General features: G+C 43.2%; 11 protein-coding genes. 2 read left to right on the top strand and 9 right to left on the bottom strand.

Annotated features, from left to right (window positions below; genetic code table 11):
• Positions 1-63: 63 nt before the first annotated feature.
• From der to psaK, 3 genes are all read right to left on the bottom strand, one after another.
• Complete coding sequence (gene der, locus ACFG4S_RS05490) at positions 64-1,434, bottom strand: ribosome biogenesis GTPase Der (protein ID WP_392533834.1); 1,371 nt, start codon at positions 1,432-1,434, stop codon at positions 64-66.
• Positions 1,435-1,672: 238 nt separating this feature from the next.
• Positions 1,673-2,869, bottom strand: coding sequence for a site-2 protease family protein (locus tag ACFG4S_RS05485; RefSeq protein WP_392533833.1), 1,197 nt, complete (start codon positions 2,867-2,869; stop codon positions 1,673-1,675).
• 677 nt (positions 2,870-3,546) lie between these two features.
• The gene (gene psaK / locus ACFG4S_RS05480; RefSeq protein ID WP_392533832.1) at positions 3,547-3,798 is read right to left on the bottom strand and encodes a photosystem I reaction center subunit PsaK; all 252 of its coding nucleotides are present in this window, start codon (positions 3,796-3,798) and stop codon (positions 3,547-3,549) included.
• 121 nt (positions 3,799-3,919) lie between these two features.
• Here psaK and ACFG4S_RS05475 point away from each other — a divergent pair, with 121 nt between their 5' ends.
• Positions 3,920-4,576 (top strand): phosphoribosylanthranilate isomerase, encoded by a 657-nt coding sequence (locus ACFG4S_RS05475; protein ID WP_392533831.1) that lies wholly within the window; start codon positions 3,920-3,922, stop codon positions 4,574-4,576.
• A 72-nt stretch (positions 4,577-4,648) separates the two neighbouring features.
• Here ACFG4S_RS05475 and folE read toward each other — a convergent pair whose 3' ends face one another.
• The 5 genes from folE to ACFG4S_RS05450 form a co-directional block, all read right to left on the bottom strand.
• Positions 4,649-5,356 (bottom strand): GTP cyclohydrolase I FolE, encoded by a 708-nt coding sequence (folE, locus tag ACFG4S_RS05470; RefSeq protein WP_392533830.1) that lies wholly within the window; start codon positions 5,354-5,356, stop codon positions 4,649-4,651.
• Positions 5,357-5,454: 98 nt separating this feature from the next.
• Entirely contained in the window at positions 5,455-6,180 is a 726-nt protein-coding gene (locus ACFG4S_RS05465) for an SDR family oxidoreductase (protein WP_392533829.1), read from the bottom strand.
• Positions 6,181-6,749: 569 nt separating this feature from the next.
• A complete protein-coding gene (locus tag ACFG4S_RS05460) occupies positions 6,750-7,730 on the bottom strand; it encodes an acetyl-CoA carboxylase carboxyltransferase subunit alpha (protein ID WP_392533828.1) in 981 nt (326 codons plus the stop codon).
• A 114-nt stretch (positions 7,731-7,844) separates the two neighbouring features.
• Entirely contained in the window at positions 7,845-8,864 is a 1,020-nt protein-coding gene (locus tag ACFG4S_RS05455; RefSeq protein WP_392533827.1) for a long-chain acyl-[acyl-carrier-protein] reductase, read from the bottom strand.
• A 172-nt stretch (positions 8,865-9,036) separates the two neighbouring features.
• Positions 9,037-9,735 carry an aldehyde oxygenase (deformylating) gene (locus tag ACFG4S_RS05450; RefSeq protein ID WP_392533826.1) on the bottom strand — a complete coding sequence of 233 codons (699 nt, stop codon included), beginning with the start codon at positions 9,733-9,735 and terminating at the stop codon, positions 9,037-9,039.
• A gap of 178 nt (positions 9,736-9,913) precedes the next feature.
• Here ACFG4S_RS05450 and ACFG4S_RS05445 point away from each other — a divergent pair, with 178 nt between their 5' ends.
• Positions 9,914-10,741 carry a carbohydrate ABC transporter permease gene (locus tag ACFG4S_RS05445; RefSeq protein WP_392533825.1) on the top strand — a complete coding sequence of 276 codons (828 nt, stop codon included), beginning with the start codon at positions 9,914-9,916 and terminating at the stop codon, positions 10,739-10,741.
• Positions 10,742-11,302: 561 nt separating this feature from the next.
• Here ACFG4S_RS05445 and menD read toward each other — a convergent pair.
• Positions 11,303-13,096 carry a 2-succinyl-5-enolpyruvyl-6-hydroxy-3-cyclohexene-1-carboxylic-acid synthase gene (gene menD / locus ACFG4S_RS05440; protein ID WP_392533824.1) on the bottom strand — a complete coding sequence of 598 codons (1,794 nt, stop codon included), beginning with the start codon at positions 13,094-13,096 and terminating at the stop codon, positions 11,303-11,305.
• Between the last annotated feature and the right edge of the window lie 34 nt (positions 13,097-13,130).

Raw genomic sequence — 13,130 nt, 5'->3', positions numbered from 1 at the left:
TTTATATTTAGCAGTTTTGACTTTAACTCATAACTTCTGTACAAATGTGATTAATCGCCTCTGTTAACTTAATTTGACGCGAGTTGCTCGATTAACATTCCCACTTTCCATATCACGAACTTTTTTACTCCGCCACAGCAAAATGATTGGGGTGCCTTTAAATCCTAGCTGTTGGCGGAATTGGCGCTCTATGTAGCGGCGGTAGTTGTCGTTGAAGCGTTTGGCTTCGTTGACAAATAAGGCGATCGCTGGTGGTTGGGTACTGACTTGTGTACCATAATAAATCTTGCCCTGACGCCCACCACGAGATGCTGGTGGTGAATGCCAGCTAACTGCATCTGTTAAGACTTCGTTAATCACTGATGTGCTAACACGGCGTTTGTGTGATTCCGCCGCTGTTTTCACTAACTCTAAAATCTTTTCTACCCGTTGTCCTGACAAGGCACTGACAAAGATTGTTTCTGCCCATTCGGTAAAATGTAACCGTGATTGCAGAGTTTTTTCGTAATCGTAGATTGTGTAAGAGTCTTTTTCTACAGCATCCCACTTATTAACCACGATGATGCAAGCTCGACCTTCGTCGATAATCCGCCCGGCTAATTTTTGGTCTTGTTCTGTGACTCCATCGACGGCATCAATGACTAATAAAACCACGTCAGCGCGACGAATCGCTTTGAAAGCCCGGTTAATACTAAAGAATTCCGTACCGTATTCTATTTGTTTCTTTTTACGAATACCGGCGGTGTCAATCAAGCGATAAGTTTGTCCATCCCGTTCGATGACGGTATCAATTGCATCGCGGGTTGTACCAGAAATCGGGCTGACGATCGCCCTTTCTTCCCCAACAAAAGAATTGAGTAAACTAGATTTGCCCACATTTGGGCGTCCCACAATTGCAACTTTAATTTCGTTCGTTTCTGGGATTTCCCCAACAGTGGGTACATGATGAATTAAGTCGTCGAGTAATTCTCCTGTACCACTCCCATGAATCGCGGAAATGGCATAAGGTTCGCCCAATCCCAATTTCCAAAATTCGGCAGCTTGGATTAAGCCTTGGTCTGGGGATTCACATTTATTTACAGCTAATAAGACGGGTACAGGTTGCTGGCGTAACCAGGTGGCGATTTCTTGATCTGCCGATGTTAGTCCTACTTGACCATCAACGACAAAAATAGCCGCACTGGCTTCTGCGAGGGCTGTCATTGCCTGTTGGCGAATCAATGGTAAAAATTCGGTATCATCATTAAAAACTAAACCTCCGGTGTCTACCACCAGAAATTCGCGATCGCTCCAGTAGGCATCCATGTAAGTGCGATCGCGTGTCACTCCCGGTTCATCATGGACAATCGCCGTTTGTTCCCCGGCGAGACGATTAACCAGGGTAGATTTGCCCACATTTGGGCGTCCGATAATAGCAACAATTGGCAGTCCCATAAAACCAGGGTAAGTGAGAGACGTAGTATATCACGTCCTTACATTTTACTCACTTTAAGATTTAATTGAATTTTCCAATAAATAATCTCTGAGGCGATCGCTAGACTGCCTAAAAAAGGAAAAAAGGTAGGTGACCCTACCTTGAACCCAAAAAAAGCATTTTGTAACCAAATACCAAATTAAATATCACACAGGCTTTTGACATATCTATTGCAAACCCATGACGAAGCTATGACACTTATTTTGCAGTGGATTTTGCGATGACTCCCAGTTGCAGCCCAGGCGGATAGCTACCTTCTTCTTTAATCCGCTTAATTTCAGCGTCGGTTATCTGTAAATTTAACTTTTGCGCCAAAGCCCGCACAATATCTCCCCGATCGATTACACCAGCCACAGCACCAGCCGGAGAAAGCACGGTAATCCGAGGTAATTGCTGCTTTTCTAGTTTGTTAATGACCTCAGCCAGAGAAGTGGATTCCACAACCGTAGGTATTTCTGTCAGGGGACGCGCAATGCTATGTAAAGTTTGGATTTCCCATTGACTTCTTTCAATTAAACGCAAATCGTCTATGGAAACTAGACCTCGGTAACGTCCATCAGAAGCAGCAAAATAAACTTGGAGAGGGGTAGTTTCCAATAGGTATAAATCGGCAAAGGCACGTAATGTCTGGTCAGCATCAACTACCCGATAGTCGCGGGTCATGGCATCAGCCGCCACTACTTTTAACAAGCTTTCTTGTAATGTCGTCACGTTGTCATAACTGTTGGCGTTACGGACAGCAAACCAACCCAACAGCGCAATCCACAAACCAGTTACTAACTCCCTAGTCAAGAAATCTACAATAAATCCTAAGGCGATCGCACCATAACCCAAAATTTGCCCAGCCTTTGCAGCCCAGTGTACGGCTTGAAAACGATTACCTGTTACTTGCCAAACTGCTGCTTTTAATACTTGTCCTCCATCTAGAGGTAAGCCGGGAATCATGTTAAATAAAGCTACTACCAAGTTAATTCTCGCCAAATCTCCAGCCATCATACTGAGTGGGCTTGTATCAGGTAAAACAATAACTACTAAACGTAGCAGCAAAAACAGTATGATACTCACCAAAGGACCAGCGATCGCCACTTGAAACGCTTGTACCGGAGTTTTAGATTCTTCTTCTATAGCAGCGATACCGCCAAACAAAAACAGGGTAATAGAGTTAACTTTAATCCCTTGCGATCGGGCTACCAAGCTGTGACCCAACTCATGTAACAACACCGAACCAAATAGCAGCAATGCCATAACTATTCCAGCACTCCAAGCTATGACATTCCCCCATTCTTGGTAAGCTACCCCAAAGTTGAGAGTTGCCAACCCTAAAATGACAAACCACAACGGGTCTAAAAACAGCGGAATTCCAAATAAAGACCCAATTTTCCAATTTGTTTGCATTAGATTGTCCTACAACTAGATATTTCCAGTAGTTTCTATACTGTAATATTACGTAAAGCTCAGTAAATATATATTCCAAACATCACTGAATTAATGCTCGGTTATAAAATGCTCTATTTTCTAGAATAGACAATTAATGGGTGTGAGCAAAACCCTCGAATGGGGGAATTGGGCGGAGGGGCGGAGGGGCGGAGGGGCGGAGGGGCGGAGGGGCAGAGGGGAAAGAAAAGGCAGGAGTTCTTTATCCAAAAGGACAAGGGGAAAAGGGGACAGATTTCGCTAAGTCCCCTTGTCTATTTCTTCAAGGTGACATTACAAGTAATGTCTCTGGCATTAGGAACTTCCAAGAAATAAATTATCCATCTTATGGGGTGGGCATCCTGCCATTGGTGTCAACTTAAGCTATGGGTAGCTTAACGCTTGGCCTGATCGCCCACCTTGAACTTTAGTTCAAGGCTAATAGTTAAAGTCTACTGAAGTAGACTAAAAATTTTTGGGGATATTTAGTCATCTTCAGATGACTTTTGCTATTAGCAAGGAACTTCAGTTCCTTGTGGGACATAACTTTTGCGTTTTAACACCAATGGCATCCTGCCCGCCCTGAATATCGGACGGGTGCGGACACCCATCCCACAAGAAAATTTGGGATGTTTTTTCTTTGTCAGTCCCTTACAGAACTACAGACGACCGATATTAGTCAGTCCTAGAACTATGCCAATGCCGATAAGATGACCAAAAGCCATAGCACCAACGAATGTTGGAATACTGATCGGCAGAATTGGGAACTTGGGACCTACTAAGGGTTTTTCAATCTTAGTACTTAGCAAAACAACTAATAGGCTACTGACGCTGATGATAATCCCGACTGTGGGAGTCCACGCAGGTGTTGCGGGAACAGATGCAGCAGCTAGTAAAATAGATGAAAACAAGCTTTTGTCTCCTAAATGGAAAAGTTGATCTAGACCTACAAGATTATAAAATTACCGGGCGCAAAAGTTTTTTAGATAGTCTAGACTTTTCTGGTGATTATTCTAAATTTGTGAGATTTTCATGCGCGTTAAGATTTGCGGTATCACTCAACCACAACAGTCTGTAGCGATCGCCTCTCTTGGCGCAACGGCACTAGGATTTATTTGTGTGCCTACCTCACCTCGGTACGTTACCACATCCCAAATTCGCGCAGCAGTGACACCATTACCAGAAAATATTGACAAGATTGGTGTTTTCGCCAACACTACCATTAACGAAATCAAGCAGACAGTTGTTGATTCTGGGTTAACTGGCGTCCAGTTACACGGAGACGAATCACCAGATTTTTGCTACCAGCTACGTGAATTTTTACCGAATGTCGAAATTATTAAAGCACTTAGAATTCGTAGTTTTGAACATCTTGAGACAAGCAATGATTACACAAAATATGTAGATACTTTGCTACTTGATGCTTACCATCCACAACAACTGGGTGGTACAGGCAAAACCTTAGATTGGAAAATCCTAGAGCAATTTAATCCCAGTTGCCCTTGGTTTTTAGCTGGGGGACTAACAGCAGATAATATTGTGGAAGCTTTGAGCCAGGTAAATCCTAATGGTATTGATTTATCTAGTGGTGTAGAACGCGCACCTGGAGATAAGGATTTAGATCTGGTAGCACTCCTATTTCAGCAACTAGGGACAAGGGGACAAGGAGACAAGGGGATAAGGAAATAAACAAAACTCCTCACTCCTCACTCCTCACTCAGCACTCCTCACTCAGTACTGGTTTGCCCCATGCCCTATACCCTAATAAAATGCTGCTTGGTGGCGAATCAAATTAAAGAGTTCTTCGCGGGTTTTGTGTTCTTCTTTAAACACTCCAACCATTGCGCTAGTGACAGTCCAAGAACCTGGTTTCTGAACTCCCCGCATCACCATGCACATATGGCTAGCTTCCATGACAACGGCGACACCTTGAGGTTCGAGAATGGTCTGAATTGCTTCGGCAATTTGGCGGGTTAGTCTCTCCTGTACTTGCAAGCGGCGAGAATACATCTCGACAATACGGGCTAATTTACTCAGTCCTACAACTTTTTGGTTGGGGATATAAGCAACGTGCGCTCTACCCATAAATGGCAACATATGATGTTCGCACATACTAAAGAAATTAATATCTCTAACTAGTACCATTTCGTTATGCCCTTCATCAAAGATGGCATCGTTAACGAGTTCTTCAAGAGATTGGTTGTAGCCACTGGTAAGAAACCGCATTGCTTCGGCTACTCGTTTGGGTGTTTTGAGGAGTCCTTCGCGTTCTGGATCTTCTCCAATGCCCAAGATTAATGTCCGCACGGCATCTTTCATTTCCTCCATCTGTTCCTCTTTTGGCGGGGACACATCTGCTTGTCGCCCGTTGTGGGTATTGCGATCGGGTCGAGGAGTTATTGCTTCTGCCAAGTCGGGAATCAAAGGTGATTGAGAGAAATTGGAACCATTGGAACTAGCGATAGTCATGATTGGGTTTTGGTTATAGTTTGGTCATTGGTCATTGGTCATTGGTCATTTATCATTGGTCATTTGCAAAGGAATAATGACAAATAACAAAGGACTAATTAGAGTGCGCCAGCACTGGGCATTATGGTCAATTCATCAATAACTGCCTGTTGTGGTAACAGAACTGTGTGGAGAATTGACTGGGCGACAATTTCCGGGGTTAACATTTTGGAACGGTCAAAATTGGCGTTGACTGTTTCTGTGTCCCAAATTTCGGTATTGACTGCACCAGGAGAGATAACTGTGACACGAATACCGTGGGCGCGTTCTTCTTGTGCCAAGGTTTGAGATAGAACAATCAAACCTGCTTTGCTGACGCTGTATGCTCCCCAGTTGGCAAATGCTTGTTTGCCGGCAATAGAGGCGATGTTGATAATTGTGCCTCTGCCGCGATCGCGCATTAAAGGCAATATCCCTGTAATACACTGAAACACGCTGGTGAGATTCAGGTCAATTACTTGTTGCCAACCTTCTAGGGGAGTTTCGCTCAAGCTAGCTGTATATCCGATGCCAGCATTGTTTACCAAAATATCTATGTCACCAAAGTCAAGAGCGATCGCCTGGATCTTTTCTTTTACTTGGGAGATCTTCCCTAAATCTATAGCGTAAGCTTTTGCTTCCACCCCAGTCGGCTCTAAGGCTTCTCTTACCGCCTCCAATTTATCCAAAGAACGGCTAACTAAGGCAACATCTATTCCCGCCTTTGCAAAGGCTAAAGCCGTTGCTTTCCCAATTCCACTACTTGCCCCTGTAATCAGGGCGCGTCGTTTTTGCTCAGGACTCATGGTGTCTCTCAATTTTTTGGCAGTTACCAAAGCCTATTACTACCCAATTATTCTCATCTTTTTTGAGTTTCGATAGATTAAAAGAATCTAAAAATCTGATGATTTTCATTGAGCAACTGCTATATTGCAATTCGATAGTTGGTATATTGTGGGTTTTTCCAGTAAAGACGACAAATCATCACCTGAGAAATCACCCCATAGACTCAAAGTAAATTACTTGAAGAAGAATACAGAATTCAGGAGTCAGAATTCAGAATAAATTCTATACAACTGGCGAATGAATAAACAGGTTTAAGTCGCCCACCAAATTTAAAATTTGGTGTTCAACAATACAATAAAGTGGTGGGTTTAGATGCCCCACTCATTGATTATGACTCCTGTTAGCGCAACGCTGCATAGCCCATTCTAACTTTTGCATTCTTCTCTAATAACACAAAAGCCACTCAATCAAATTAAGTAGATTTTCCAAACATACAAATGCCTATGGTTAATCAGATTGTTAAAAATCTTTAAGCACCATAGGCAATTATAGCATTGCTACTCAGCGAATAAATTATTATGCACTAGTGTTAGTGAGCAACTTCTGTAAAAACACCAATTTTGCGGAATTTTTCATAGCGCAGTTGGCGGCGTTCTGGAGCCGTTAAACGGTTGAGCTCCTCCAAATTTTCTAACAGTACTTGCTTGAGCGTGGTAGCGGCTTTTAAAGGATCGGAATGAGCGCCACCTGTGGGTTCGGGCAATATCTGGTCAATAATTCCCAGGCTTTTCAGGTCGTGGGAAATAATTTTCAGCGCGACGGCGGCTTGGGGAGCCTTGCCAGCATCTTTCCATAAAATGGCGGCACAGGCTTCGGGGGTCGCAACGGTATAAACTGAGTGTTCAAACATCAGGAGACGATCGCCTACACCAATTCCGAGTGCGCCACCGGAACCACCTTCACCGATGACTGTGCAGATAATTGGCACATCAAAGCAAAACATTTCCCGCAAATTGTAGGCGATCGCTTCTCCTTGACCTTGGTGTTCGGCTTCTACCCCAGACCAAGCTCCCGGCGTGTCGATAAAAGTTAGTATCGGCATACTAAACTTATTGGCGTGTTCCATCAACCGCAATGCTTTGCGGTAACCGCCAGGGTAAGGCATTCCAAAGTTACGGGCAATATTGTCCTTGGTATCGCGGCCTTTTTGATGACCTAACATGACCACCGGTTGCCCATTTAGACGCCCAACACCACCAACCAATGCCGGATCGTCACCACCACAGCGATCGCCATGTAATTCCATCCATTCATCACTAATTGCTTGAATGTAATCGAGAGTACTAGGGCGACGCGGATGACGAGCGACTTGCAATCGCTGAGATGGGGATAGACTAGTAAAAATTTCCTCCCGCAGTTGCGTAGCACGTGCTTCTAGTTGGCGAATTTGACCAGAAACATCAACGCCATTTTCTTCTGCAAGTTGCCGAATTTGATCGATTCGGGTTGCAAGTTCTGCTAGGGGCTTTTCAAAATCCAACAGTAGCGGTTTACGTTCAGTAGTTGCCATCGTAGGAATTATGAGTTACGAGTTATCTATAAATTTGTCAGTTGTCCTTTGTCATTTGTCCTTAGTCATTCGCAAATAACAAATGACCAATGACTAATGACCAATGACCAATGACTAAACCAATAATGGTCTAAATCCATGTTTCACTGATACCCGACCAATCTGCTCCATTTTGTCTACGGTAATCTGATTACGCCCCCACGAAAAGTTCGTGTACAACTTCTCAAATTCCAGCAACATGGATTCGGCAAAACAAGCAAACAACTGGCGTGCTGGTACGTCCATATTGACGATTTTCATAATTTTCCAGTCAATATCCAGAGAATGCTCTACAATTCCACCATTTAACACGTATACACCAGGATGCTGAATTTTTGTTGCTAAATTTTTAGGATAACCACCATCAATCAACAAACATGGTTGTTTCAAAACGATGGGTTCAATTTCCACGCCTTTGGGCATACTAGCAACCCAAACTACAATATCAGCTTGGGGTAGTGCTTCGCTCAAACTCATGATTTTTCCTCGTCCCAGTTCGCCTTGCAACTCTTTGAGACGTTCTTGATCGCGGGCTATTAGTAGAAGTTCTTGGACATCTGTTTTTGCATCTAGCCAGCGTGTAACTGCACTGCCAATATCCCCGGTTGCACCACATATAGCAACTGTTGCTTTTGAGAGTTCAATTCCCAGTTGTTTTGATGCTTCTTCTACCTGCTTACAAATAATATAGGCAGTGTGGGTGTTTCCTGTGGTGAAGCGTTCAAACTCTAGTTTAATATTGCGGACTTGGCTAAATTGTTCGAGCTTAAAGTTTTCAAAAATAATCGAAGAAAATCCGCCTAAAGCCGTAATATTAATGCCATTTTTTTGTGCATGAGCCATAGCATTAAGCACTTTGCGGGTTGCTGCTTTGATGCGACGACTAGCTAGCATCTCTGGCAAAAAACAAGATTCTACATACCGTCCTTCTATTGTTTGTCCAGTGACACTGGTAACAGTAATGCTATCGACAATTTGTGGCGGGGCGCTGCACCAAAAGTCTAGCCCTTGATCGGCATATTCTGGGTATCCCAATTCTTTAGCTACCGCTTGAGCGTGTTCTAAACTAGTCAGATGTCCAATTAGACCAAACATGTAGTGATTATTAGCCTTGTGCTGTCTTGATCGCTAAGTGAGTGCTGAGTGCTGAGTGCTGAGTGCTGAGTGCTGAGTAAAAAGAATTAGATTAAAAATGACAAAGAAAATAAGATAATTTCTTTACTCATAACTCATAACTCATAACTCAGCACTCACAACTTTGCACTCTTTAAGCGGCTGTGAGTCCGTAGGCTGACAAACGCATAATATCGCGGGTTGTAAAACCAATGTTACTTAATGCTTCACCATACTGAATCATAAAGTCTTCTACTAAAGCATCTTTTTCCATTGCTAAAATTTTGGCATCATCTGCTACTTCGTTGAGCATTCTCCAAACGATGGGTAGGTTTTGGCGATTTGCTTCTTCTAGTTCAGCTTTGGATTCGGCGAAGTGTTTTTGTAACCAAACTTCTCCAAAGTTGAGATGACTGTATTCATCTTTGACTACTCCCTCAGTAATTTTACGGGCAAAGTCGTCAGCAACGGGGATGTAGATGTTATATGCTGCGATCGCAAAACATTCAATAATCAAAGACTGAATCAACAAGCAAGTAACGACTTTGCCTTGAGCGGCGGCTGTTTGGAAGTTTTGGTGTAGTCCAGAGAAAAATGCTTTGGCAAATTGCAAATCTGGGGTGACTTGCAAATTCCGTCCACAAGCTTCAAATCCCTTTTTGTGGCGGCTTTCCATCTTAGACAGGCGAATCAGATCCTCTTCACAATCTGGTAGCAGTTGGGCTAATTGGATGTAATTATCATGAGCTTCTTGTTCGCCTTCAATGACGATGGCATTAATCCGGCTATAGGCATCTTTGTATGTTTCACTCTTGAAATCAATTTCTTTAACTTCGTCTGCAAGCTGCTGCATGGTATGTTTACTCCTGTAAACTTGAATTATTTAACACCAGGATTCAATTTACCCTATGAACAGAGGGTAACAATCATTGTGGTTTAATTTAACTTAACAAGTAACTATATTTATAGATTAGCTTTTGCTGGGGTCGATGCTCTAGTCCTAGAGAAACAAATGCTTTGCCTTTGCACTCATGTCCAAACCGAACTGGAATTTCAAATCTGGCGATTTTTTGAGCCTAGTAGTCTTACTGCTAGGGGCATTTATCGTTCTGCTACCGCTGTTTGTGGTCTTTGTCACCTCCTTTGCATCGACGGCCGCGAACCCAGAAGATTTGTCTAAAAATAACTGGTCTTTAGCTAATTATCAGGCTGCATGGCAGCAAGGTAAATTTTTGCTGGCGTTTGCTAATTCTACCTTGGTAGCAATCGCGGTGACGGCGTTTCAGATTGTCACTTCTGCCTTGGCTGGTTACGCCCTCGCACGCCTGAAGTTTCGGGGACGCCAAGCACTGCTGTTAGTAGTTTTAGCAACTTTGGTGATTCCCTTTCAATTGTTAGTAATTCCCATCTTTTTGGTATTGAAATGGGGACACCTGATAAATACCTATGGGGCGCTCATTTTACCCACTGCGGTCAATGGCTTCGGCATTTTCTTGTTACGTCAATATTTCCAGACAATTCCCGTGGAGTTAGAAGAAGCCGCAGCTATAGACGGGGCGAACCGACTGCAAATTTTATGGCGGGTGATGTTACCTTTAGCCCGTCCGGCATTATTAACGCTATTTTTGTTCACCTTCATCGGTGAATGGAATGATTTGTTTAAGCCTTTGGTATTTACCACACGACCAGAATTAAGGACAGTGCAGCTGGCGTTAGCTGAGTTTCAGGAGCAATTTACGAATAACTGGCCTTTGATGATGGCAGCTGTGACAATATCAACTATCCCAGTGATGGTATTATTTCTCATTGGTCAGCGTCAGTTTATTCAGGGTATTGCCACGACGGGAATTAAAAATTGAACACCCAGATTCCCATTCGTGAGAGGTTAAGATAAAATTATTTTTGTCAACTAGTAATTTTGCTGAAAATTGGCTAAATATCTGAGTACTAAATAAATTTACGTACTGAATTTTCAGGCAAGAACAAATGATGCTTTTAAATATGACGCGATCGCTAGCCCGAAAATTCTGTTGATTAGCTCCATTGGCAGCATAATTTTAAGTATTATTGCTTATTGACAAAAGCTCTATAACCTTAACCTCTCACTGATGCCCAGATTCACCAGGTGCGATAGACTACTAGTGGTCTATCGCATTAATTTTGAAGGGTTTGTAGTGAGCGATTTATCCCTCAATTTTAACCACTGTTCCCATTACCCCTTATCCCCAGAGGGAACCCTACCCAATACTTTTCGGTTAAGGGGGAAAGGGGAAAGGGAAAGGGTTTGTAATTTCACTTTCCCCATTGCCCTTTAACCTTTCCCCAGACCAAAAAAGAGATTATTGGGTTTAACCGAAAAGTATTGGAACCCCACCTTCCCCAGTCCCCAGTCCCCAGTCCCTGTTTTTAAGGCAGTTCTATTATCTACTTACCTGGAAGACTTGCGGAATGTGCGATAAATTCTCCTGTCGCCACTTTGCATCTGTTTTGCGATTTGTCTGCAACTCCAAAACTCGAATTCCTGTAGTTGGGAGTGGATTTAATTTTTGCTGCAATTGTTCCCAAGAAGTAATCAATTCATGCTGCACATTGTAAGTAGCGCACAACTGGGCAAAATCAATATCCTGGGGAGTGCCAAAAAACTCTTCAAATGGTGGGTCAAATTTGGCAATGGGTAACATTTCAAAAATCCCACCGCCGTTGTTATTGATTAATACGATCGTCAAATGCCCGACAAACTTATTGCGGATTAAAAAACCATTAGTGTCATGTAACAAAGCTAAATCTCCCGTTAACATCACACTACTTTGCTGGCGATGAGCAATTCCTAAAGCTGTGGATAATGTGCCATCAATGCCATTTGCACCCCGATTAAAATACGATCGCACTTGTAAATGATTCGGTTTCCAGAAATATTCCACATCCCGCACAGGCATACTATTAGCAATAAACAGTGGCGTTCCGAGCGGTAAAATCTGAGAAATTAACCAAGCTGCTTTACTCTCAATGATTTGATCTATTTTCCCCATTGTCTGCTCAATAACTAACCTAACTTGCATTTCTGCTGTACACCATTCTTGGAGATAGCTAGGGGAAGAAGCGGAGAGTACTTTCGCCGCCTCCCCGTGTCCCCATATCCCCGTGTCTTCTTCTCCCACTTGTTCTACCGCAACCCGTAAATGCGTTGTTCTCCCGTGCAAAGGATCGAGGTTTTGGTCACTGGGGTCAATTATCCAGCGTCGTGGTTGGGTTGCATCTATCCAGGTACGCAGTTCTTTACTTGTAGGTATTTCACCCACTTGAATCACCATTTCGGGTGTTAATTGCTTGGCTAGTTGCTGATTTCGTAAAATCAGATCGTAAGTGGAAATTAAATAGGGGTTGAGTTGGGCATAATTTCTGACTGGGGAAAGTCCCTCTGCTAAAACAGGCCATTTCAGAGTTTGGGAAAGGTAGGCGATGGCTCTACAATATTCCTCTGGTTGCTGGGGTTGGGCAACACCAGCGATAATGATACCGCGATCGCATTCTTTCCACTCTTTGGATATGGGGTATGGGGAATGGGAAATGGGGAATGGGTTTGCTATTTCTGCGAAGAAGTCTTCTGGGTGGAACTGCGACCGTAAAACACTCAAGTCAAGTCCGTCGGGAAGAGGCGCCAAGGGATCGCGAAAAGGAATATTTAAATGTACTGCACCCTTGGTAGGCGTTTGCGTTCTTTCCCAGCTATGAACGATCGTTTGTCGGAGATAAGCTAACATTCCCATATCAGCAGAGGGTAAGGCTAACTCTGCTTGCCAATTTGGGTAGTTACCATATAATCTCAACTGGTCTATGGTTTGCCCCGAGTGACAATCTCGCAGTTCTGCTGGTCTATCGGTAGTTAATACCAACAGTGGTACGCGACTATATGAAGCTTCAATAACAGCTGAATAAAAATTAGCTCCGGCTGTACCAGAGGTGCAAAGTAGTACTACAGGGCGTCCAGTTGCTTTAGCTTGTCCCAAGGCAAAAAATGCAGCTGAACGTTCATCGAGAATGGAAATTGCTTCAATATCAGGTACTTGTTGAGCAAAGGCCATTGCTAGGGGTGTGGAACGTGAACCCGGACAAATGACGGCACAAGTCAATCCCAGCTGCTTTAGCGTCTCTGTTAAGATATAAGCCCAAACTTGATTAATATTTTTAAAGGCGATCGGCATCAAATCAAACATAGCTATAAAACAATCTTAAATTTTAGATTTTGTT

The organism is Nostoc sp. C117, assembly GCF_043099735.1.
Lineage (GTDB): Bacteria > Cyanobacteriota > Cyanobacteriia > Cyanobacteriales > Nostocaceae > Nostoc.
The sequence above is the reverse complement of the archived record's forward strand: the minus strand, read 5'-3'. Positions and strand labels throughout refer to the sequence as shown.